A 24,274-nucleotide genomic window follows, 5' to 3' on the forward strand; every position below is an offset into this window, starting at 1 on the left:
TCTGTCTTTTTGATTTATATTCTGTTTATATTTTAAGACTAATAAAAATCATACAAGGAGTGGATAATGAAGACAGTGGAAGAATGGTTTGAAGAATATTCTGAAAGCCACCAAAATAAAACCAATAAAGCAATTCACTGGATTTGTGTTCCAACTATCCTATTTTCAATTATCGGGATCATCGCACACTTCAGCACTCTGCTTGCGACTCTGCTCGTAGTTTTAACTTTAATTTTCTATGCCCGTCTTGACCTAGTGCTAGCTGTAGCAATGGCAGCGTTAATTCTGATTATGGGTTGGCTTATTTATATCTTGCCAGCAGGAATAGGCTTTTATATTGGAGTTTTTGTTCTGGCATGGATTGGCCAGTTTTATGGACATAAAGTTGAGGGTAAAAAGCCTTCTTTTTTAAAAGACCTCCAGTTTCTCCTGATTGGCCCCTTATGGTGCATGGATGCTTATTTAGGTAAATTCCTACCTAAGTGGAAAACACGGCATAGAACGCTTACTAGCGCTTAATAAGCCCTATCATCGTTTAAATTATTCGAAAACTGCATTCCAATTGGTTATTCCTCTACTTTAGCAAGCTAAAAATAAAGCCACTCAAGAATATTGAGTTTTATAAATACAAAAAAGCCCTCAATTTGAGGGCTTTTTTACAATCTGCTAATTCAATATTATTGAGCAGCAGCCTGAGCAGCAGCAACTTCTTCAGCGAAGCTCATTTCTGCTTTTTTCTCGATACCTTCACCCACTTCGAAACGTACGAATTGAGCTACAGTTGTACCAGTCGCCTTAAGTACTTCAGCAACTTTCTTGTCGTTGTCAATTACGTACATTTGACGCTCAAGTACAACTTCATTCAGATATTTATCTACTGAACCAGATACCATTTTTTCAACGATATTGGCTGGTTTACCAGATTCAATTGCTTTTGCTTCAGCGATTTCTTTTTCTTTCGCTACAAGCTCAGCAGGAACCTGTTCAGCAGTTACAGCAACTGGATTGAATGCAGCAACGTGCATTGCAATACCTTTACCTGTATCAGCATCACCAGTGTAAGCTACAACAACACCAATTTTCAGACCGTGTTTATAAACTGCAAGGTTTTCACCTTCAACAATCGCAGCACGACGAACCTGAATGTTTTCACCAATTTTCTGAACAAGTGCAATGCGTGCTTCTTCAACAGTAGCGCCATCTTCAAGCTTGAGTTCAGCAATTTTAGCAGCATCAGTTTCATTTGCAGCTAGCGCAGCAGCAGCAACTTTTGCAGAGAAGCCAGCAAAGTTTTCATCTTTAGCAACAAAGTCAGTCTGACAGTTTACTTCTACAAGAATTGCCTTGTTGCCTTCCTGAACAATTGTAATCGCGCCATCAGCTGCAATATTACCCGCTTTTTTAGCTGCTTTTGCTTGACCAGATTTACGAAGGTTATCAATCGCAAGTTCGATATCACCATCAGCTTCTGTTAAAGCTTTTTTACATTCCATCATTGCAAGGCCAGTACGGTCGCGCAATTCTTTAACCATGCTTGCGGTAACAGCAGTCATGTTAATCTCCTAAATTCGGTGGTAGAAAACAAATTCTTTTAGAACAGAAACGGCCCAGAGGATTCTCATGGGCCGCCTGCATACTTAACGCTTACTTTGCCACCATCACATGTCGCAAAAATGACAAGCTAGCGTCAAACGCATTAAGCCTCAGAAGCTGGAGCTTCTTCTGCTTTAGCTTGTGCATTTGCTTGTGATTGAGCGTATTCTTTACCAGCAATAATCGCGTCAGCCATAGCAGAAGCATAAAGAGTTACTGCGCGGATCGCGTCATCATTACCCGGAATAACGTAGTCTACGTTGTCTGGATTAGAGTTTGTATCTACGATACCGATTACAGGAATACCCAGGTTCTTAGCTTCTTTAATAGCAATTGCTTCGTGATCAACATCGATTACGAATAATGCGTCAGGTAAGCCACCCATGTTTTTCACGCCGCCCAAAGAACGCTCAAGTTTTTCCATCTCACGTGCACGCTCAAGAGCTTCACGTTTAGTCAGCTTAGCAAAAGTACCGTCTTGAGACTGAGTTTGAAGATCTTTCAAACGGTTGATTGATTGACGAAGAGTTTTCCAGTTCGTCAACATACCACCTAACCAGCGATGATCTACATATGGTTGACCAGCGCGTTGAGCTTGTTCACGGATGATGTTAGAAGCAGCACGTTTAGTACCAACGAACAAAACTTTATTCTTTTTGCTTGCTAACTGGTTAGCAAAGTTCAAAGCATCATTTAGCGCAGGAACAGTATGCTCAAGGTTGATGATGTGAATTTTGTTACGCGCGCCAAAGATATATTGACGCATTTTTGGGTTCCAGAAACGAGTTTGGTGACCAAAGTGCGCGCCAGCTGTAAGAAGGTCGCGCATGCTTACGTTGTAATCTGCCATTTTCTTTACCTTAAAGTTTGGGTTAGGCCTCCATATGTCCGCATTCTCCACCCCGCAGGGCACCCAGAGCAATGTGACGACATATGTGCGGATTTTTCCGTTTTTAAACGGTTTTCATGTATCTAGAGATCACAAAAAACCATTTGATAAAACGGGCGGCTATTTATACCATAGACACTTACAAATTACCAAAAGTTTTTAGTGATCATGAACAGTACTTATTCAGCTCCTGCCCGTTTAATCAAAACCCCTGAAGAGATTGAAAAAATGCGTATTGCGGGGCGTTTGGCGGCAGAAGTACTCGATATGATTAAGCCCTATATTAAACCTGGAGTCAGCACACTAGAACTAGACACGATTTGTCATGATTATATAGTGAATGTGCAACAGGCCATCCCTGCCTGTTTAGGTTATGGGGCTGCGCCAGGGCGCGCAGCATTTCAACATACAATCTGTACTTCAGTAAACCACGTAGTATGTCATGGGATTCCCTCAGAAGCTAAAATTCTCAAGAAGGGTGATATCCTCAATATCGATGTAACTGTTATTAAAGATGGTTATCATGGCGATACCAACATGATGTATATCGTAGGTGGCGAAACCTCTATTCTTGCAAATCGCTTGTGTAAAGTTGCTCAGGAAGCAATGTATCGTGGGATGGAAACAGTTAAGGCAGGGTCATATGTGGGTGATATTGGCTATGCAATTCAAAAATATGTAGAGTCCGAGCGCTTTAGTGTAGTACGGGAATATTGCGGTCATGGTATCGGCACAGTATTTCATGATGAGCCACAAATCCTACATTATGGCCAGAAGAGTACTGGCATGCGTTTAGAAGCCGGTATGACTTTTACCATTGAACCCATGGTAAATGCCGGAGTATGGCAGACTAAACTACTAGGAGATAAATGGACAGTAGTTACTAAGGATCATAAACTTTCTGCTCAATATGAACATACAATTTTAGTAACTGAAACAGGCATTGAAGTTTTAACAGCACGCTCGGAAGAAGATCTTTCTCGCTTTCAACGTTAATTAAAATTTATTAAAAAGGCTACTTCTAGGTAGCCTTTTATTTTAACTTAATATTCCATATTTTTTAAATATGAATAAAAATTGAATTTAGTGTTAATAAATATTACATAATTTTTAATTATTTCATTTTTCTATTAAATTTTAACTTAAAAACCACAATTCCCTACAAAAGCATGCATTAACCAAGCATTTAAAATACAGAGTAATTACTCTAATTTTCCGATACTGCACGTACCAACAAAAAAAATTAATGTCTTAAAGACATGGAGCTTGTCTAGATATGAAATATACTGCCCTAGCACTCACAACGAGTGTTCTGTTTGGTTTACCACAATTGTCTTTTGCTGAAAATAACTGGTTTGGTATGAAAGCAGATGGCTTTAAACGCTTCTCTGTTTCCGTCGGTGCTTTACATGTTATGCCTCAAGGTAAAGCACAACCCTTTAAAGTTAATACAGCTATTGCAAATAATACGAAAGCAAGAAATGGTACTATTCAAGTTGATACGGTTTTAAATAATCTAGATCCTAATGTTAGACAACAAGCTTTAGCTGATACTTTAAATTTTTTAGGTTTCTTTTCTGGTGGTGAATTAGACTCCGCGATAAGTGGTAGCTCCGTTATTAATGGTCTGGAAGAGTGGAGTAATCCTGGAACTGGACTTGAAGCTGATGATGTAACTACCTTAGGAATCATATCTAATTACTTTTTCACAGATAATGTTTCTCTAGAAATTAAAGCAGGTATTCCTCCTAAAGTTGACTTACAAGGTAAAGGTAAAATTTATGCGCCGTTTTCAGCCATCGCCACTCCCCAGTTAGGGGGTTTACCATTAGAATTTTTAGATATTGCACTACAAAATGATATCTTTATTACAGATTTAGAAGCTTATGGCCCAGCTGCTTCGGCACGTGCTTGGACTCCAGCTTTTGAACTTCAGTATCATTTTGGCAAAACAGGTGTGAATAAGTTTCGTCCTTATGTAGGTGTAGGTCTTATGTATGCTTACTTTAATGAACTGGAGATTAATCCACGCACTGAACAGGACTTAATTGCTGCCGGACACATGATTGCAAATATTAAGCAAGGAAAGGCAGGTGCTGCCCTTGAAGGAACACCAAGTACAGCCAACCCAGAAGTAGAGGTAGAAGCCAGTGATGCTTTTGCCCCTGTCGCAACATTAGGCTTTACTTATGACTTTAATGATAAGTGGTTTGCAGTAGGTTCAGTTTCATATGCTCACTTAAAAAACGATACAACCATCACGGTGAGAGATGCTCAACTGGGTGAACTGATTAAATCTAAAGCCGATATTGAGGTAAATCCGATCTTGGCATATGCAGGTGTAGGCTACCGTTTCTAAATTAATTTATATCGATAAAAGCAGGAATTTTTCCTGCTTTTTATTTTGAGTGCCTTACTATTTCCTATAAGAATTTTATTTTTAACTTTAATTTATTCATACCAATTTTTTATTTCACTCTTTCTCTTGTCCGAATCGAATATTATATTCTGGTACGATCATTCCATGGACGTTATATGTCAACCACACAATTCTCCAAACCGCTTATATATATGCTCATTGCCAGTGCTTTCATTCTGGCTTTATCACTAGGGGTGCGGCATTCATTTGGTTTATATCTTGTACCAATGAGCCATGAGTTTGGATGGGGACATCATGTTTTTAGTCTGGCGATTGCCATGCAAAACTTGATCTGGGGAGCAGTTCAGCCTTTTACAGGTGCCCTTGCAGATAAATATGGAAGTAAAATTGTTGTGGCCATTGGAGGTGCATTATACACCGCTGGCCTAGTTCTTATGGCTTTCAGCTCAACAGGCTTACTTCTTAATTTAAGTGTAGGCTTGATTTTAGGTTTTGCCTTGTCAGCTACTTCGTTTTCTGTACTTCTTTCAGCCGTTGGTCGGGCCGCTCCTCCAGAAAAACGCAGTATGGCCATGGGAATTGCCAGTGCGGCGGGTTCATTTGGCCAGTTCATTATGTTGCCTGCCACTTTGCTGCTGCTTAAAAGTATAGGCTGGTCTGCTGCACTTATGGTCTGTGCTGTTCTAGTGGCTTTCATTATTCCGCTGCCATGGATGCTTAAGGCTCCCCATTACCAGCCGCCCAAAGTAATCAGTGAGGTTTTAAAGCCCGCTCTTACTTTTAAGCAAGTCTTACACATAGTTAGAAAACATCGACCCTTCTGGTGGCTGGCTCTTGGTTTTCTGGTCTGTGGTTTTCAGGTAGTCTTTCTGGGTGTACATCTGCCAGGTTATTTGATAGATCACGGCTTTGACGCCACGACCGGCACTATCTTTTTAGCCTTAGTTGGATTATTTAATATTATTGGAACCTACGGTGCCGGCTGGTTAGGTGATCGTTATTCTAAACCTAAGCTTTTAATGCTGCTATACGGTATTCGCGGTATTGCCATTATTGCATTTCTGGCTCTTCCTTTAACTACGATTAGTGTCTATATTTTTGGTATGGTAATGGGAATCTTGTGGTTATCTACAGTTCCACTGACTAATGGTATTGTTGCAAACATGTTCGGAGTAAAATACTTGAGCATGCTAAGTGGTATCGTTTTTTTCACCCATCAGATTGGTTCTTTTTTTGGTGGCTGGCTGGGTGGCGTCAATCATGATATTGCAGGCAATTACAATGCAGTATGGCTAACCGCAATTGTCTTAAGTGTGCTCGGAGTATTTGTACATTTTTTTGTTAATGAAGAGGCGGTAATTCATGACTAAATCGTTTGACAGCCTGAATATTATCATTGCTATTAGTATTGTACTTCTATTTGTTCTGGCTTTTTATTTGTGGAGCAATACACCACAGCTTTTTGAATATTTTAATCAGGCTTTCTGTGCACATTGACTCACAGCAAGCATTTACTTAAAAGTTTTCAAGATTGAATGTTATTAAATCATCATAAATCTTTCATAGAATTGTCATTTAAAGATGGCCTAATCTGTAAAAAAAATCTATAAAAACGCCCATCAACTGATGGGCGTTTTTATATACAACATTTTAGAATAAACGGTTAAGACCATTTAATGCAGCTACACGATAAGCTTCCGCCATAGTCGGGTAGTTAAACGTTGTTTCTATAAAATACTTTAAAGTGTTGTTTGGACTTTGCATGACTGCCTGACCAATGTGAATAATTTCAGAAGCATTATTACCGAAACAGTGGACTCCCAAAAGTTCCAGAGTGTCACGATGAAATAGAAGTTTTAATTCACCGACAGTGTCACCAGTAATCTGTGCACGTGCCAGATGACGAAAAGAAGCCTGCCCGACTTCATAAGGAATTTTCTCTTCAGTGAGTTCCTGCTCGGTTTTGCCGAAGAAAGAAATTTCTGGAATGGTATAAATACCGGTTGGAATATCTTTTACCGGTTTTACATTGAGCTCGCCACTCATATTGGCACCAGCACAACGCCCTTGGTCGTATGCTGCTGAAGCCAGTGATGGCCAGCCTACCACATCGCCCGCAGCATAAATATTTTCAACTTCAGTCTGGTACTGATCATTGACCGCAAGCTGTCCGCGGCTATTTGGTGTAAGGCCAACATTTTCCAGGCCGAGTCCATCCGTATTACCGGAACGGCCATTACACCATAAAATAGCATCTGCCTTGATTTTCTTGCCACTCTGCAGGTGCAATACCACGTGATCATCATAAGTTTCCAGATAATCAATCTGTTCATTATGACGGATCAGTACGCCTTGTTCACGCAAATGGTAAGATAATGCATCGGCAATTTCATCATCCAGATAACTGAGCAGTTTATGCTGTGTATTGATCAGGTCAACTTTATGATCCAGACCAATAAAAATAGAGGCATATTCACAACCAATTACACCAGCGCCATAAATAATGATTTTTTGAATAGCAAAATCAAGATCCAGAATTTTATCTGAATCGAATACGCGTGGATGATTAAAATCGAGTCCAGCCGGATGATACGGGCGGCTACCTGTTGCGATCACCAGTTGTTTGAATACCAGCGTTTCCTTAATACCGTCATCGCTGAAGATTAAAACTGTATTTTTGTCCTGTATATAGGCACGTCCATGATAAATATCAATTTTATTACGGTCATAAAAGCGTGAATGGGTATCGACCTGTTGCTGAATCACTTTATGTGCATTGCGTAGCACTTGTTTCATGGTGAACTGTTTCCAGTCTCCCACTTTTTTAAACATCGGATCACGCTGATAACGGATAATACTCGATACAGTTTGACGTAAAGCTTTGCTTGGAATAGTACCGACATGCGTACAGTTACCACCGAGCTGCTCACGCATATCAACAATAGCTACACGCTTACCTGCTTTCGCCAGCTTCATTGCCGCGCCTTCGCCCGCAGGTCCAGAACCGAGAACTACCGCATCATATTTAACGAAATTCCCACTAACGACCTCTTTCTTACGTGGCATTCAAAGCTCCTTACATGAAAACGTTATCTCTTATCTTGCCTATATTATGACGTAATCCTGATGAATTTGCTGTATTTCCCCCACCTATATTATGTGATGGCTACATTTTTTAAATGAATAGCGTTTTTTTCCTATTTAAAGCTAAGTCCGTTATAATAAGAAGCCTGTCAATCTGATCTCTCCTCAAACAGTGGAAAAGTTGAATATGTCTGAAAACCGTAAACCAGAACAGGGTATTAAACTTCGTGGCGCAGAAAAGGTCGCTAGAATACCTGTAAAAGTTGTACCTACGGTTGAAGTGCCTCGTAAACCGGACTGGATCCGGGTGAAGATGACTGCACCAGAAGAAGTTCAACGTATCAAAACAACTTTACGTTCACAAAAACTGCATACTGTATGTGAAGAGGCTGCCTGCCCGAACCTGCCAGAATGCTTTGGTGGTGGTACAGCAACCTTTATGATTATGGGTGACATTTGTACCCGACGCTGTCCATTTTGTGATGTTGCTCACGGCCGTCCAAATGCATTAGATGCAGATGAGCCACGCCATATGGCAGAAACAATTGCAAATTTGGGTCTAAAATATGCAGTTATCACCTCAGTCGACCGTGATGACTTACTTGATGGCGGCGCACAGCATTTTGTTGACTGTATTAAAGAAGCACGTCAGCTTAGCCCAAATACGTTACTTGAAATTCTGGTTCCAGATTTTCGTGGCCGTCTGGATATTGCACTACGTATTATGACTGAATGCCCGCCGGATGTGTTTAACCATAATATTGAAACTGTGCCACGTTTATATAAGGCAATGCGCCCGGGTTCAGATTATCAGCACTCTTTAAACCTGTTAAAAATGTTTAAAGAATACTGCCCTGATATTCCAACTAAATGTGGGCTAATGGTGGGTATTGGTGAAAAAGAAGAGGAAGTAATTGCTCTTCTAGATGACCTTCGTGCGCATGATGTAGATTATGTCACTATTGGTCAGTATCTACAGCCTTCCAAACAGCATGCACCGATTGACCGATTTGTCACGCCAGAAGAATTTGAGCGTTATGCTGAACATGGCCGTAAGCTTGGCTTTAGAAATATCTGGTCAGCACCTATGGTACGTTCAAGCTATTTTGCAGATCGCCAGTATTATGGTGAACCGGTTCCTGAAGTGCGTCGTAAAACAGATCCAGCAAAAAAAATTGCAGTTCAAACGATTGAAGCCTAATTGTTTTAAGCTCTAAAAAGGCCCTCTAGTGAGGGCCTTTTTACTAATTTTATAATCTGTTAGCTGTTAATCCGATTTCTTTTTGCCACCACCGTCCTGTTTATTTACAGTAGCCCAAGCAATCCGTTCTGCCTCATCCTCTGAATGCCCGCGCTCTTTTTCACTTTCTTCAATATGCTGAGCCTGCCGTTTCTGTTTTTCTGTATAAGCTGATTTATCTCCACGTGACATAATAGTTCTCCTATTTTTTGATCTATATTTATTTCTATAATATGTTCAAAAATTATTCATCACATAAAGTGTCAGTCTCTGTATGGCTCTAACATATTTTATGTAACCTCATTTCAAATATATCTTCAGGTTTTATAGGTACCAAACCACCAAATAAATACATTTCTATCAATTATATAGTCTTTTATTTAGAGGTATTTTTATACTTTTGGTGACAAAAATTTAACTATTTATGGTTGAGTTTATATAGCTTTAAAAGGATTAATACAGCAGATTAAATATTTTAATCTAATTAAAAATAATTGCACTGACTCACTGAAAAAACCTCAAGTGATATAAACAGAAAAATGATGTCTTCGTAACTGTTGATTCCTGCTGGTCGTTTTTACATATCAGATGTAATGATTTAGAGGAGTGATTTTATGTTATTTATTCTGAGTATTTTGCTACAGCTGATTACCATATGGGTCATATTTTTTTATGGATTATCCAGAGTTACGGGTGCCATAACAATGATCGGAGCTGTCATTATTACAGCTGTGATCAGTCCATGGTCCTTAATTTTGGGGATACCACTAATTCTACTTAGCCTTGTGTTACTTGTTGATTCATTACGTATGAATCTCATCACACGTCCGGTTTTTGACCGGTTAAGTAATGCGATGCCGAGTATTAGCACAACTGAACGCGAAGCATTAGAAGCCGGTACCAGCTGGTGGGAAAAAGAACTGTTTATGGGCGCGCCAGACTGGGATCAGTTTGACCGTTATCCTTATCCGCATCTATCTGAAGAAGAACAATCTTTCCTTGACCATGAAGTCGAACAACTTTGTGACATGCTAGATGAATGGCAAATTCATCATCATGATAAAGACCTGCCAGAACACGTTTGGCAGTTTATTAAAGAGAAAGGCTTTTTAGGTCTAATCATACCTAAAATTTATGGTGGACTAGAATTTACGGCTTTTGCACAAAGCCGGATTATGAGCAAAATTGCTTCACGCTCCATGACGGCGGCAGTAAGCTGTATGGTACCTAACTCACTTGGGCCAGGTGAACTGTTAATGCACTACGGCACTGAAGAGCAGAAGGAACGTTATTTACCAGGGTTAGCTAATGGTACTGAAATTCCATGTTTCGGTCTGACCAGCCCGGAAGCAGGTTCTGATGCCGGTGCTATCCCCGATACCGGTGTAGTTTGCTATGGCGAGTATGACGGTGAGCAGGTACTCGGCTTAAAAATGAATTTTTCCAAACGCTGGATTACTCTAGCACCCATTGCAACTGTGGTCGGTCTGGCTTTTAAGCTGTTTGATCCAGACGGATTGCTTGGTGATAAAAACAAAAATGAATATGGAATTACCTGTGCCCTGATTCCAGCCAGCCATCCCGGTATAGAAATTGGACCGCGCCATTATCCGGGCTCACCTTTTATGAATGGTACAGTCGATGGTAAGGATGTATTCATACCAATTGACTGGATTATCGGCGGACCCAAAAATGCAGGTAAAGGCTGGCGCATGCTGATGGAATGCCTGGGAGTTGGCCGTGGTATTTCCTTGCCTGCCCTCTCTACCGCAGCAGGCGAAATGTGTTACCTGACTGTCGGTGCTTTTGCCCGCATTCGTCAGCAGTTTAAACTTTCAGTCGGGAAGTTTGAAGGTGTACAGGAAGCGACGAGTGATATTGCCAGTGATGCTTATATGCTGGAAGCTTTCCGTTATATGGTCACCTGTGGTTTGAACCAGGGTGGCACGCCAGCTGTCATGACGGCAATGGCAAAACATTATGCAACAGAAACCATGCGCAAAGTGGTCAATCATGGCATGGACGTAGTCGGTGGTCGTGCAATTCAACTTGGACCACGCAACTTTTTGGCTCTACAGTATCAGGCAGTTCCTGTATCCATCACTGTAGAGGGGGCAAATATTCTAACCCGCTCCCTAATGATATTTGGACAAGGCTCAATGCGTTGCCATCCTTATCTGTTTGAAGAATTACAGCTGTTGCAATCTCCAGATAAGACTGGTGCCTTAAACAAGTTTAATGAAATGCTTTATCATCACTTAGGCTATACCTTAAACCGGGGTGCACGGGCATTGGCCTACGCATTTACAGGTGGTTCTTCACGTGCAGCTTTTACAGCCGATGATTTTACTCTACCGTACTATAAGCTGGTTAACCGTTTTAGTGCCTGCTTTGCCTTAACTGCCGATATGTCTTTGGGTTTACTTGCTGGTGATATCAAACGCAAAGAAATGCTGTCTGGCCGTCTGGCTGATATCCACTCCTATCTATTCATTGCGACTTCTATTTTAAAATATTATGAACGTGGCAGTAGGACTGAAGCTGAACAGGATCACGCACAACTGGCTCTGGAAAAAGCATTTCATCAGGTACAAGAGGCTTTTTACGGTCTATTTGCCAATTTTCCAGTGCCTGCAGCAGCCGGGCTGGTTAAACTGGTCTGCTTTCCCTTTGGTCGCCCTGTGGCCAAACCAAATGATAAGCTCAAACAACAGGTGGCTCAGTGGATTATGATGGAAAATCCCTTCCGCGAACAACTAAAAGCTCATGTTTACTATAATGTCCGAGAAGATGATGTAAATGGCCGACTGGAATCTACCTTTAAAATGCTGCTACAGATTGAACCGCTTTGGGACAGATTTAAAAAAGCTGAATCCAAGGGACAGTTTGTCGGTTTAACTTTTGAAGAGCATGTAGAAGATGCGGTCAGCAAGGGCTTTATTACTGATGAAGAAGCTGAACAGCTTATCCGTTATAATGCCAAGCGTTTTGACAGTATGCTTACAGATAACTTTGATATGCAGTTAAAAGAAGCCTTTGCATTAACCAATCCACATCTGCCTGAACATCTTGAAGTCAAGCATGAAGGTGGCATGACATCGGTCTAAAAATCTTTGATTTAAAAGGCAGGCTCTTTAGGAGCCTGTTTTAGTTTTAATGCCAATGGATATTGAAATAATAATAGCTCTCTTCGAGTCCGAACCTGACCTGATAACCTATTTCATGCAGCTCTGCTGAGAGAGCATGTATGTCTTCAAGTGCAATGTATTTAGGTAAAATCATGAATATAACAGTATTCCCCTGTCTGGCTGCCTGTTCAATCAGATCATTAAGCTTGTCTCGTACTACCGTCATAGTCAGACCCGCTTCTAAAGTCCATAGTTTTGCCTGCTCGGCTGGAATAATATCCATTTTCTTTTCCTTCATTATTTAATACATCTATAGTGCATTTTTTTATCTTTAATATATTTTATCTTTTCTGATATTGATGTGATATTTAAACTATGTGTATTGTTTATTTATTTCCAGGTTTGCATACAGAGAGAAATAATTAAAATTTCTGTTTTTAGTTCAGACTTTTGTATCAGTTTAACTACTATAACTTATCACTTATTCTCAGTTATATATTATATATTTTATAGATTTACATAATAATTAAGGCGTCAAAATAAGTTAAAATAGACTCATTCTCTTCGTATTATTTTTCTCCCATGAATCTTGTTGCTGAAAAATCCAATCGTTCTCAAGTTACGGTCTGGGTCGCTTTGCTGCTGCTGTTAATTGGTGCAATGAGTGCATACCAGATTGTTGGCTTGAATCAAGCCCTGCTGCTTCTCATTGGTGGAGCATTAGGGATGACACTCTACCATGCATCCTTTGGCTTCACTTCCAGCTGGCGCGTTTTTATCAAGGAGCGTCGAGGTCGTGGTTTGCGTGCGCAAATGATCATGCTGGCACTGGCTGTATTACTATTTTTTCCTGCTTTAGGAGCTGGCCAGCTTTTTGGTCAGCCGGTAACCGGTTTTGTGTCTCCACTTTCCACTTCGGTTGTGATTGGTGCTTTTATTTTTGGTATAGGCATGCAATTAGGGGGTGGTTGCGCATCTGGAACGCTTTATACGGTCGGTGGCGGTAGTGCCCGCATGGTGGTTACCCTGATATTTTTCTGTCTGGGTTCCCTGTTGGCAACCTTGCATCTGGACTGGTGGTTTAACCTGCCGCACTTGGCGCCTGTCTCTGTTGTTAAAAGTTTGGGGGTAATGCCTGCTTTACTTTTGAACTTTGCTCTCTTTGCAGTCATCGCGCTGGCAACTGTTTATTTTGAGAAAAAGCGCCATGGTGCATTAGAAATCGGCTCTCCCCCATCAGAGTTTGGCTGGAAACGCTTTTTACGTGGTCCCTGGCCACTGGTTTGGGGCGGGATTTTATTGACCTTACTGAACTTTGCCACATTGGCCTTGGCTGGCAGGCCTTGGGGAGTAACCTCGGCTTTAGCTGTATGGGCTGCCAAAGCAGCTAGTCTGGGTGGTATAGATGTCGCCTCATGGGCATATTGGCAACAACCTGCCAATGCTAAAGCCCTTACTGAACCACTCTGGTTTGATGTAACCTCCATGATGAACTTCGGTATCATGCTGGGTGCATTGCTGGCTGCGAGTCTGGCCGGTAAGTTTGCTCCTAACTTCAACATACCGCGTCGTTCACTGCTGGCTGCAGTTCTGGGCGGTATCTTGCTGGGCTATGGTGCCCGCTTGGCATATGGCTGCAACATTGGTGCCTATTTCAGTGGGATTGCTTCAGGTAGTTTACATGGATGGTTATGGCTGATCTTTGCCTTCTTAGGTAATACTATTGGTGTAAAACTACGTCCTGTCTTCTTTCCAGAGGAAGCACCCCAACCAGAAAAATTGACTAGCTGCTAAATAAAAAACCCATCGATATGATGGGTTTTTTATTTACGGCTCGAGAGCACCTTTTAGGTTACAGCCATAATTCATGGTCTCTTGCACTTGTCGATAGCTGGTATAACGATTAATAATAAACTGATAGAAATTTTCGGGTTGAGCAAAAATTTCTTTCAGATTTTCATGAGCAGGTAGATGTTCAAGTTTAAGATGTTCAACCAGATTGAGATTCTGGTGTCCAATTTGAAACATCTTCACGAAATAGCTGTTCATCATGTTGCAATAACCATTTTTTGCATTCTTCAACGCAAACCGGCTCACCAGATGCTCGTTTAATGTATGCAAATTATGAACATCTAGCTCAGCCTTGGGATCAGAAAACGCATCAGGATATTGAGATTTGAAAGTTAAGAATTGTTGCTGTAATTCCTGGTTAAGATGATCTATTTTGGTTTGCAGTTCTACTGCACTATTTACCCGATAATCAGCTGGCGTACTATGGAAATCATCAGGCCGTTTTTCTGCGCATGCTCCCAGCAAAACAAGAGATAAAGAAATTAAAACAACATGGAAGAATTTCATCATTAACTCTAAGCTTAATACTGTGCGTTACTTTATTCGATTATGAAATTTTTCTCATCTCTTTTGCAAAAATGAGTCTTCGGACAATATTTTCTCATTCATATAACGCCAATAACGTTTAGGGACATACTGTATATGCAGTTTTATATTACGTCGAGCTTCAATATTAATAGCACAAAAATAGTCTTTCCAGAGCTGGTCATAAAGCAATTCATCATCATCCAGTTCCACTGTAAATTTCTGACTAAACCCAGTATGTAATGTCTGGTCCACTTGTTCTACCTGCATATGCACCTGATGGACCTGTTTTAAATCATAATAAATTCCATAATTCCTTTTCTCATCATAAATCAGCCAAGACTGGTCCTGATAACGGTCCTTAAAATGCCGTTCAATAAGAGGCAATACATTAAAGTCTGGCCGTACCAGCGCAATGAAAAGACCATTCTTGGCTTTTTTGAAACGGACAAAAGCTTCCATGCGGTGCTTCTCACGCCCTACCTGCTTGGTCCATTGGGAAAGACCCAATACCGCAGCATGACCATAGTTGTAGTCTACGGGTAAAGCAGACTGAAATACATATATACAAAATTCAAAGAGCTGCTGAAATGCCTGTTCCTGTTCAGATAAAAAAGTGTAATAAAAATTTTTCAGGCTCGTATATTCAACTTTAATTTTTAAAGCATTCCATACACGTTGTGCATGTTCATCATTTGCACTTACATGAATCACCTCATCAAACAGTCCCGACTGGAAGCGCCCTTTTATACTAATTTTTACTGAAAACTCTTTAAATTGAAAAGCCCGGAAAACACAGCTTAGCAGTCCGGTCATACTGCCATCAAAAACATACTGGGCCACTTAAAAGCCTAGTCCTAATTGTGGAGAGAGCTGTGCATTGTATTTGGACTGGCCGGCCAGCAGAATCTGCTGCCTGATCTGGCTCGGCAACATTTCTTTGATAAATTTGGGTGTATCTGCACAGCGAATAAAGTGCTGGGCCCGATTATAAGCAATCCCCATGCGTTTAAGCTGATCAATATGAATACTGCCAAAGCGCCGCGCCTGGATGACCTTTCTTGCAGAACGTACGCCAATACCCGGCACGCGCAAGATCATTCTATATTCAGCCGTATTAATATCTACCGGAAACTGTTCCGGATGACGTAGTGCCCAAGCCAATTTTGGGTCTACATCCAGTTCAAGGTTCGGATGTTCGTCATCAACCAGTTCATGAGCATCGAACTCATAAAAGCGCATGAGCCAGTCAGTCTGGTATAACCGGTTTTCACGTAATAATGGTGGTGCTGATCCAATGGCAGGTAAAGCCTGATCTTCAGAGTTAATTGGAATATAACCAGAATAATAGACACGCTTCAGTTTAAACTCTTTATAATGGCGGTCTGCCATTAAAATCACGTCCTGATCAGTTTCATGATGCGCCCCGACAACCATTTGTGTGGTTTGACCTGCCGGAACAAATTTGGGTACTGTTTTAATAATTTTACGCTCATCCTTAAACTGGATAAGCCGGTCACGGACAATTCCCAGATCTTTCTGCACCTCACTGTGACTTTTCTCAGGTGCAAACTTTTGTAGTCCATCTGCTGTTGGCATTTCCAGATTAATACTCATCCGGTCAGCATATAGTCCAGCTTCTGTAATCAGTTCAGGTGAAGCTCCTGGAATAGTCTTTAAGTGTATATATCCATTAAAATTTTCTTCTAACCGAAGCTTTTTAACCACCTGCAACATGCGTTCCATAGTATGGTCAGCCGATTTAAAAATCCCTGAACTTAGAAACAGGCCTTCAATATAGTTACGACGATAAAAATTAATAGTAAGATCTACGACTTCCTGCACAGTAAAGGCAGCACGTTTCACATCATTTGAACGTCTTGAAACACAGTAAGCACAGTCGTAAATACAGATATTTGAAAATAAGACTTTAAGCAGAGAGACACAACGACCGTCTTCAGTATAGCTATGACAGATCCCGGAACCGGTATTTCCGAGTCCTTTATCCTTATTTTTTCGATTACTGCCACTTGATGAGCAGGATACATCATATTTGGCGGCATCAGCCAGAATTTGCAGTTTCTCGCGAATACGTTCAGACATAGACCCAATCATCCATGTAGAGAGATAATCATTAATTATACTAGTCTGTTTCGACTGCACAGCCTGCATTTATTTCTTTGCGACAAGGCATGTCGTTAAGTTAATTTAACTTAGGCTATTTTAGTTTAAATATAATCTGGTAGTGATAGAGAAACTCAAGTTTATGGCTTGCTCTGCCTTCATATAAAAAAGGCATTAGGAAATTAGCCATGCCTGAAATTACGTTATTTATTAACAAAATATTGGATATTGGTTGCATCTCTCGAGCGTTTGACGTAAATCTTAAAATAAAGTTTAGGTAATAAAAATATGAATCTGATCGAAAGACTTAGCTTGAAACACTCTATTTTCTTGGCGCCTATGGCAGGTGTAAGTACACCCGAGCTGGCGGCTGAAGTCTCTAATGCCGGAGCTTTGGGCTCATTAGGCCTAGGAGCCAATACAGTTGAACAGGCACGTGAACAGATTTTAAAAACACAACAGCTAACCCGACAGCCCTTTCAGCTTAATTTTTTTTGTCATCGCTCTAAAATACTGGATCAGGATATTGCACAAGAATGGATTGAATATCTAGAACCGCACTTTAGAAAATTTGATGCCTCTGCACCTAACGAGTTAAAAAATATCTATCCAAGCTTTAAGGACTCAGATGATTATCTCAATCTTGTTTTAGAGACTTGCCCAGCAGCCGTCAGTTTTCATTTTGGTATTCCACATTCACATCAAATTGAAGCACTTAAAAAAGCAAAGATTTTAACCATGGTTTCTGCAACCAATCTGGCGGAAGCAAAAGCAATTGCAGAAGCAGGGATTGATGTCATTATTGCTCAAGGGGTAGAGGCCGGTGGACATCGTGGCTGTTTTAACCCGCATCGTGACAGCGCTATTAAAACGACTGACTTGGTACGCTTAATTTTACAATATCTTGATTTACCAGTCGTAGCAGCGGGCGGAATCATGAACGGCCGCCAGGCACAGCAATGTCTTGCACTTGGTGCTCAAGCTGTACAGTTAGGAACTGCCTTTGTTCAATGTCCAAGCTCAAATGCCAATGCAGCCTATCGCGAAGCTTTATTTAACCGGCCTCTTACTCAAATTACCTCAACTATTTCAGGACGCCCGGCACGCGGCCTGATTAATGCATGGCATACCGAAGTTGATCTGGTTCAGCGGCCAAGTCTACCCGCCTATCCATATGTTTATGATATTGCAAAACAACTGCATCAAATTGCATCCAAACAGGGTCATTATGAGTATGGGGCATTCTGGGCCGGCAGTAATGTTGCCCAGATTCGACAGCTAAATGCTGTTGACCTGATTAACCTGCTAAATCTTGAAATTAATCAGGCCACTCATTTAAATTCAGATTAACAGTTTTTAACCGGAGGCTAGAGCAATACAATATTCATGCCTAGCCTCTTTTTGGCTTAAGGATCAAGCAGGTTAACAGTTTCTTGCTGTACATCACTCATTAAACGTCCTTGGGCCAATAACTGGTTAAAATAAGCTTCTACTACTTTTGCCTGCTCTAACGTACTTTCTACTTGATACATTTTCTGACGAAACTCATTGCTGGCATATAAGCCCTTGGTATACCAAGCTATATGTTTACGGGCGATACGGCAGCCAGAATACTCCCCATAAAATTCATAGAGCTCACTTAAATGCCCAAGTAATACATGTTTTACCTCTTCAATATCAGGGGCTTTTAGGTATTCTCCAGTATTTAAATAATGGGCAATTTCTCGAAATATCCATGGACGCCCCTGTGCTGCACGCCCAATCATGATCGCATCGGCGCCTGTATGTTCTAATACAAATTTGGCTTTTTCAGGACTATCGATATCGCCATTAGCAATTACTGGAATATGAATAATTTTTTTAACTTCACGAATCAAATCATAACGTGCATAATTTAAATACATGTCTTCACGAGTCCGGCCGTGTAAAGCCAGTGCCGCAATACCTGCCTCTTCTGCCCGCTTCGCCACACGCAGAATATTTTCTTGACCATTTAAATACCCCAAACGAGTTTTAAGGGTAACTGGTACATCAACTGCGGCAACTACGGTATCTAAAATACGCGCAACCAGTTCTTCATCCTGTAATAAAGCAGAGCCTGCAAGTTTATTACAGACTTTTTTTGCCGGACATCCCATATTAATATCAATAATCTGAGCACCATTAGCAATCTGATAACGTGCTGCTTCAACCAGTTGTTCTGGATCGGATCCTGCTATCTGGGCAGAAATTGGAGCTAATTCACCATCAAAATTAGCCCGATATAAACTCTTTTTACTCATCCTCAGTGTCTTATCAGCTGTCATCATTTCGCTAACAGCATGGCCTGCACCAAAGTATTTACATAAGGTTCTAAATGGTCGATCTGTCACCCCTGCCATTGGCGCGACCCAAATTTTTTGCTCGATTGGCCGATCAAATAGCTCTCTGATTACGGTATTTTGACTCAAATTTCCAACCTCACTTTCAACTTGTTTACTAAGCTATTCATCTTTAGATCTATTTTAAAACCTGACACTACTTAATACCCTGCTTAGCTCTCCCAACTTATACCTTGAACAAGATAGGCTTAATAAATTACAGTACAGGAGAGAAAAAGTGGTCAGAGATATTTTAAGCTAAAGCCCAGATTAGAGCAGATCAAATAGCGGACCAACTAGTTTAATTATTTACAGAAAGAATATCTATTTTTAATTTATTGAGTTTTTAAAATTCAACTATCGCATTTATCTTGAAGAATATCGTTATATAATCAAAAGCTTAACTAATATCTTTTATAAAAGTCTACCTGAGCTAGAATATAGGTTAACTTAACTTGAGTTTCAGATAAATTAAATAAATTCAGTACATTAGAAATGATAAACCCTGCTCAATCACCTGTATTGGCAGGGCTACAGCTATAAATTGATCTATCTTAAAACGTCCCCTTCAGGATAGTCTTTTAGTTTCTTAGATCAGTTAATTCAAAATCTTTAATGATCATCATCTCAATACTTTCTATCAGGGCTTTTTCCCATTTACTCTCATTCCAAAATAGTAAGTTTCCATTCTCTTCTTTATAAAATACTTGTTCTTCATAATTTAGATGATGAATGACTTGGGTTCCATTTGGTATATTTTTCATATAGTTATCCTCATCTATTATTTATATTTAGCTTAGCATAAGTGGCTGTTTTGCTTTAACTTAAATAATAAAAATATGTATCAAAATACAAATTAAAATTCATCATAATGAATAAATTTTTATTGGAACTATTAAGTGATTAAAAACTATAGACTTATTATAAATAGTTAAAAAAATTATTTATTATTTTTTAATATATTAAAAATATATAAAGTGTCATAAGGTTGAGTTCTAAAATAGAATTTTTTTATTAATTTATCTAATTTTAATATCTTTTAACTTGGTTAACTAACCCATATCTAAAAATAAAAAGAACAAATATTAACCAAGAACATACAAAATAAGATAGAATATTTCACTGTTGATATAGATTTCATGCACCATGTCACATATTAGCTTTATTCATGCCCTTAACCTTAACTTAAGAAAACTAATCCTTATTCTTACCATATTTGCTGTTTCTTCTTTATTTATTATCTCCTTACTCATTGGTCACTATATTGCTAAAAAAGAATTAATAAATGATTCACTTGCCTTGAACTATGAATATGCTTTTAAGATCGCGAATAGTACTGACAACTATTTTAGAAATCTTTTATCTGAGCTCAAGCATAGTACTTTAGCCGTTAGTCATTCTTTTGATAATAATAAATTACGGCAATATGAAGTCGATCGCCTGAAGAATCAAGCTCATTATTTTAATGCGGTAATCATTGGTGACCGTCGAGGAAATATTCTTAATTTTAGTCCGGCCAGTTTTGATAGCGGTCAACTGACAAATCAGGATCTTCTAAACTTCAAGCATCTAGCACAGAGTAAACAACCCTATATTTCTCAACCTTATTATTCTATCAGGCACAATTTAATTATTTTTATAGCTCAACCAATCTTCAACAAGCAAAATATTTATCAGGGCTATATGGGGGTTGTTATCAATTTAAATGAAAAAAATATTATCAGTGACCTTCTTGCCAGCGAATACGGTTATAAAAAAAATTATATGTATGTGATCGATCAAAGCAGACAGATTATCTTTCATCCCGATTCCGCGAGAATAGGTAGCATTATGACTAACAATACTGCCCTCTCTTATATGAACCAAATCAATAGAGGGCGAGTAGAGCTCATTAACAGTCGAGGAATAGAAAATTTAGCAGGTTTCGCTCGTATTTCTACTACCAACTGGATTGTGGTTTCTCAACAGCCAACCAGAGAGTTACTTAAACAGGCAAATTCAGTAATTTATAAAGTATCAGTTGTTATCCTATTATTTTATCTATTGATCTTTTTGGTGATCTGGAAACTTTCACTATTCATTTCTTCCCCCTTGAATCACTTGGCTAAAATGGCGAGTCGTCTTAACCAGCCAGAAATAGAACAGAAAATTCAAGCGATTAGCCCTTGGTATTATGAAGTACAGAAATTCAAACTATCTTTACTTTTAAGTGCACAAAATTTTAGTAAGAAAATTTCAGAAATGAATCATCATGTTAATTCTGATCCTCTCACTGGCTTGTACAATCGCAGGGGTATCGATATCTTTATTAAAGAAATGGTAGATAACCATACACCTTTTTCTATTCTCCTGATTGATGTCGACTATTTTAAAAAAATTAATGATACTTATGGCCATATTCAAGGTGATATAGTTTTAAAACAAATTGCAGGTCATTTAAGAACCAATTTTCGTAAAGATGATATTTGCTGTCGTTGTGGAGGAGAAGAGTTTGCTGTACTCATGCCCACTATTGATAAAAAAGCAGTCTATAACAGTGCTGAACGTTTAAGAAAAAAAATAGAATCGAATATTACCAACCTGTCTGGCCCGGTAACTATTTCTATTGGTATCGCATACTGGCCAGAGAGCTCCAAAAGCACTGAAGAAGTTTTCAAAATTGCTGATCACTATCTTTATCAAGCTAAACGTGAAGGTCGTAACTGTGTTCGTGGTCCATAAAGTATAGTTTATATAAACCGGCATATAACGGGCTATTCTAGTTATTTAAACGATGCTTGCTCTTCTCTGTTTAAATTTAGGCTTGCATATGAATACATTAAAATAAAAAAGAGCTTCTTAAAGAAGCTCTTTTTAAAAGACCAGATTATGATTGATGTGTAATCTGAACAGTCTTGATTCGGTTACCTTCCAGTTCTGTCACTTCAAAACGTACACCCCGGAAATCTAGTTGAGTACCGACTGTGATCTTATCCTGAATTTTATCTAAAATCAGACCAGCTACACTCACATAGTCTGCATCATCTTCTACCAGGTCTAGCATGCCAAGCTCCAGTTCTAGCTGATACAAATCCAGACTTCCAGCAGCTTTCCAAGTGCTTTCATCAATTTTTACCAGGTCAAGCTGTTCATCGGCATCTGGAAACTCACCTGCAATTGCCTCAAATACATCTAGTGGTGAAATAAGCCCCTGGATATTACCAAACTCATCATTGACCAATACTAGCGAGCCTTTGGAAGTACGCAAAGTATTAATCGCATCAATCACTTTCATTTTTTCAAAAATGTAGATTGGTCGTTGCTGTTTTAACAGGGCTTTTAGCTGGACTTCATCTTCAAGTACATCTAGCAGTTCCTTGGCACGTATCACGCTGATTACTCTATCAAGGCTACCACGGCATACAGGAAACAGGCTATGAGGAACAGATAATACCTGTTCACGAATCTGTTCAGGTGAATCCTCAAGGTTTACCCAGGAAATCTGGTTACGGGGAGTCATAATTGAGGCTACTGAGCGTTCAGCAAGTGTCAGTACTCCACCAATCATATAGCGCTCTTCATCTACAAATGCATCTTGCGCTTCTGTAGATTGTGCATCAGCCACAGTTTCTACACGTCCACCCATCAGTTTTAAAATCGAGTTCGCTGTACGATGACGCAGAGGAATTTTTGCCTCATGCTTTGCTGCATTTCGCGAAGTAAACTGATTAAATATCTCAATAAGAATTGCAACACCTATACCTGAATAAATATAGCCTTTAGGAATATGGAAACCAAACCCTTCAGCAATCAGGCTAATACCAATCAAGAGCAGGAAGCTTAAACACAGGATAATAACAGTCGGATGACGGTTTACAAATTCAGTTAATGGTTTGGAAGCCAGCAACATTACTGCCATAGCGACAATCATGGCGGCCATCATGACATAAATATTGTCAACCATTCCAATTGCAGTAATCACCGAATCTAAAGAGAATACAGCGTCGAGTATAACAATCTGGGCTACAACCGCAGTAAAACTTGCATAAGCTACATTTGTAGTAACTTTAACTTCAGTTTTACCTTCCATCCGTTCATGTAATTCACTGACTGCTTTATAAAGCAGGAACAGACCACCGAATAAAAGAATCAGATCCCGACCGGAGAAAGTCCAGTCAAAGACAGTAATAAGCGGTTGAGTCAAAGTGACTAACCAAGAGATAGCAAATAATAAGCCCAAACGCATTACTAGGGCTAAAGAAAGACCTATTACACGGGCTTTGTCCCGTTTTTCAGGAGGGAGCTTGTCAGCCAAAATGGCAATAAAAACCAGGTTATCAATACCTAGAACAATTTCTAAAACAATCAGGGTAAGTAAACCCACCCATATGCCCGGATCTAATAAAAATTCCATTAGTTTAGACCTCCGGATAAACGAGGCTGATTAAAAATAATTTTTGATCGACACGGCGATGGATCCATATAAGTGAACCTTTTCAACTAAAGATAAAATTATTATGCACACTTTTAGTAAATTGTAATTAATTTTTTATAATGAGATGAAAGGTTTTATGTATAACTGCTATAGCCTTTATGAATTATTAGATTCATTTATAATTAAACAGAGAGTAATTTTTTATTATTTAGAAAATATAAATATTATATAATTTGAACAGGTTTAATATAGTTATAATAAAACTGTTTTTGAAAGCAGGGCTTTAAAGTTCACAGCTTATATCTTATAAAGCCCTGTATTGTCTAATCTGAAGAGGCGGATGATTTGTGCTCTTGTTCATATTGATAGTCTAAAGCAGCTTTTTGGGCTTCAGCTGCAGCAATGGCTTCTGGTGCAGGTCGATCCGCGGTAGAAGCAGCAATAACAGAAGACGTAAATGACGTACCAGTTAAAGAAAGTATAAGAACTGCGTAAATATTCTTCATTTTGATTCCTCTACTTTTTAAATCGCTTTATAAGTCATTTAATACCCCCTATTAAGCTGGGTCTGTAAGAGGATGGTCGAGAAATGTAAGGGCTTAGCCCCTATAATTACTTAGGCAACCTGAATAATCATTTGATTAAATAAAAGTGACACTTAAAGACTGAATGTATATTTTTATAAT

The 24,274-nt window shown here is 39.4% G+C and carries 22 protein-coding genes; 10 read left to right on the top strand and 12 right to left on the bottom strand.

All coding sequences use genetic code 11. The features are described 5' to 3' along the window. Positions 1-66 precede the first annotated feature (66 nt). On the top strand, positions 67-519 hold the full coding sequence (locus ABZP31_RS09380) for a DUF962 domain-containing protein (RefSeq protein ID WP_248133843.1): 453 nt from the start codon (positions 67-69) through the stop codon (positions 517-519). Between the two features lie 158 nt (positions 520-677). On the opposite strand, the gene tsf is transcribed toward ABZP31_RS09380, so the two are convergent. Both tsf and rpsB read right to left on the bottom strand, forming a co-directional pair. Beyond that, the gene (gene tsf / locus ABZP31_RS09385; protein ID WP_005406818.1) at positions 678-1,553 is read right to left on the bottom strand and encodes a translation elongation factor Ts; all 876 of its coding nucleotides are present in this window, start codon (positions 1,551-1,553) and stop codon (positions 678-680) included. 143 nt (positions 1,554-1,696) lie between these two features. Beyond that, complete coding sequence (gene rpsB, locus ABZP31_RS09390; protein WP_005019432.1) at positions 1,697-2,443, bottom strand: 30S ribosomal protein S2; 747 nt, start codon at positions 2,441-2,443, stop codon at positions 1,697-1,699. A gap of 207 nt (positions 2,444-2,650) precedes the next feature. On the opposite strand from rpsB, the gene map reads away from it, so the two are divergent. From map to ABZP31_RS09410, 4 genes are all read left to right on the top strand, one after another. Beyond that, on the top strand, positions 2,651-3,478 hold the full coding sequence (gene map, locus ABZP31_RS09395; protein WP_005026935.1) for a type I methionyl aminopeptidase: 828 nt from the start codon (positions 2,651-2,653) through the stop codon (positions 3,476-3,478). Between the two features lie 280 nt (positions 3,479-3,758). Beyond that, entirely contained in the window at positions 3,759-4,841 is a 1,083-nt protein-coding gene (locus ABZP31_RS09400) for an OmpW family outer membrane protein (RefSeq protein ID WP_026443939.1), read from the top strand. A gap of 176 nt (positions 4,842-5,017) precedes the next feature. After that, positions 5,018-6,232: an MFS transporter gene (locus ABZP31_RS09405; RefSeq protein WP_248133842.1), complete on the top strand. Its 1,215-nt coding sequence runs from the start codon at positions 5,018-5,020 to the stop codon at positions 6,230-6,232. Beyond that, a complete protein-coding gene (locus ABZP31_RS09410; RefSeq protein WP_017401061.1) occupies positions 6,225-6,359 on the top strand; it encodes a hypothetical protein in 135 nt (44 codons plus the stop codon). The genes ABZP31_RS09405 and ABZP31_RS09410 overlap by 8 nt, the downstream gene beginning before the upstream one ends. A gap of 153 nt (positions 6,360-6,512) precedes the next feature. Here the strand turns inward: ABZP31_RS09410 and sthA are convergent, their stop codons facing one another. Then, entirely contained in the window at positions 6,513-7,928 is a 1,416-nt protein-coding gene (gene sthA, locus ABZP31_RS09415; protein ID WP_005019425.1) for a Si-specific NAD(P)(+) transhydrogenase, read from the bottom strand. Positions 7,929-8,133: 205 nt separating this feature from the next. Here sthA and lipA point away from each other — a divergent pair, with 205 nt between their 5' ends. After that, positions 8,134-9,147: a lipoyl synthase gene (gene lipA / locus ABZP31_RS09420; protein WP_005019423.1), complete on the top strand. Its 1,014-nt coding sequence runs from the start codon at positions 8,134-8,136 to the stop codon at positions 9,145-9,147. Between the two features lie 66 nt (positions 9,148-9,213). Here lipA and ABZP31_RS09425 read toward each other — a convergent pair whose 3' ends face one another. Further along, entirely contained in the window at positions 9,214-9,378 is a 165-nt protein-coding gene (locus ABZP31_RS09425; RefSeq protein WP_005019422.1) for a hypothetical protein, read from the bottom strand. Positions 9,379-9,800: 422 nt separating this feature from the next. Here ABZP31_RS09425 and ABZP31_RS09430 point away from each other — a divergent pair, with 422 nt between their 5' ends. Further along, positions 9,801-12,293 (top strand): acyl-CoA dehydrogenase, encoded by a 2,493-nt coding sequence (locus tag ABZP31_RS09430; RefSeq protein WP_367156793.1) that lies wholly within the window; start codon positions 9,801-9,803, stop codon positions 12,291-12,293. A gap of 46 nt (positions 12,294-12,339) precedes the next feature. On the opposite strand, the gene ABZP31_RS09435 is transcribed toward ABZP31_RS09430, so the two are convergent. Continuing rightward, positions 12,340-12,597, bottom strand: coding sequence for a hypothetical protein (locus ABZP31_RS09435; protein ID WP_005026946.1), 258 nt, complete (start codon positions 12,595-12,597; stop codon positions 12,340-12,342). A gap of 299 nt (positions 12,598-12,896) precedes the next feature. Between ABZP31_RS09435 and ABZP31_RS09440 the strand changes: the two genes are divergently transcribed. After that, positions 12,897-14,108, top strand: coding sequence for a YeeE/YedE family protein (locus ABZP31_RS09440; protein ID WP_005026947.1), 1,212 nt, complete (start codon positions 12,897-12,899; stop codon positions 14,106-14,108). Positions 14,109-14,141: 33 nt separating this feature from the next. Here the strand turns inward: ABZP31_RS09440 and ABZP31_RS09445 are convergent, their stop codons facing one another. From ABZP31_RS09445 to ABZP31_RS09455, 3 genes are read right to left on the bottom strand one after another with little or no spacing between them, the layout of a single operon-like run. Beyond that, on the bottom strand, positions 14,142-14,672 hold the full coding sequence (locus ABZP31_RS09445; RefSeq protein WP_005026949.1) for a hypothetical protein: 531 nt from the start codon (positions 14,670-14,672) through the stop codon (positions 14,142-14,144). 54 nt (positions 14,673-14,726) lie between these two features. Next, entirely contained in the window at positions 14,727-15,533 is an 807-nt protein-coding gene (locus ABZP31_RS09450; protein WP_005026952.1) for a TIGR03915 family putative DNA repair protein, read from the bottom strand. Beyond that, positions 15,534-16,793, bottom strand: coding sequence for a putative DNA modification/repair radical SAM protein (locus tag ABZP31_RS09455; protein WP_005019414.1), 1,260 nt, complete (start codon positions 16,791-16,793; stop codon positions 15,534-15,536). Between the two features lie 309 nt (positions 16,794-17,102). Here ABZP31_RS09455 and ABZP31_RS09460 point away from each other — a divergent pair, with 309 nt between their 5' ends. Continuing rightward, the gene (locus ABZP31_RS09460; RefSeq protein ID WP_248133838.1) at positions 17,103-18,164 is read left to right on the top strand and encodes a nitronate monooxygenase; all 1,062 of its coding nucleotides are present in this window, start codon (positions 17,103-17,105) and stop codon (positions 18,162-18,164) included. 56 nt (positions 18,165-18,220) lie between these two features. Here ABZP31_RS09460 and dusB read toward each other — a convergent pair whose 3' ends face one another. After that, complete coding sequence (dusB, locus tag ABZP31_RS09465) at positions 18,221-19,195, bottom strand: tRNA dihydrouridine synthase DusB (RefSeq protein ID WP_248133866.1); 975 nt, start codon at positions 19,193-19,195, stop codon at positions 18,221-18,223. A 560-nt stretch (positions 19,196-19,755) separates the two neighbouring features. Further along, a complete protein-coding gene (locus ABZP31_RS09470) occupies positions 19,756-19,938 on the bottom strand; it encodes a hypothetical protein (RefSeq protein ID WP_005019410.1) in 183 nt (60 codons plus the stop codon). A 382-nt stretch (positions 19,939-20,320) separates the two neighbouring features. Here ABZP31_RS09470 and ABZP31_RS09475 point away from each other — a divergent pair, with 382 nt between their 5' ends. Continuing rightward, on the top strand, positions 20,321-21,895 hold the full coding sequence (locus ABZP31_RS09475) for a sensor domain-containing diguanylate cyclase (protein WP_005406634.1): 1,575 nt from the start codon (positions 20,321-20,323) through the stop codon (positions 21,893-21,895). Positions 21,896-22,040: 145 nt separating this feature from the next. Here ABZP31_RS09475 and ABZP31_RS09480 read toward each other — a convergent pair whose 3' ends face one another. Then, positions 22,041-23,567, bottom strand: a complete 1,527-nt coding sequence (locus ABZP31_RS09480) for a TerC family protein (protein ID WP_106438771.1) — start codon at positions 23,565-23,567, stop codon at positions 22,041-22,043. A 344-nt stretch (positions 23,568-23,911) separates the two neighbouring features. Further along, positions 23,912-24,094 carry a hypothetical protein gene (locus ABZP31_RS09485; RefSeq protein WP_005019406.1) on the bottom strand — a complete coding sequence of 61 codons (183 nt, stop codon included), beginning with the start codon at positions 24,092-24,094 and terminating at the stop codon, positions 23,912-23,914. Between the last annotated feature and the right edge of the window lie 180 nt (positions 24,095-24,274).

Origin of the sequence: Acinetobacter sp. FL (assembly GCF_040744925.1) — a bacterium.
Classification (GTDB): domain Bacteria; phylum Pseudomonadota; class Gammaproteobacteria; order Pseudomonadales; family Moraxellaceae; genus Acinetobacter; species Acinetobacter radioresistens.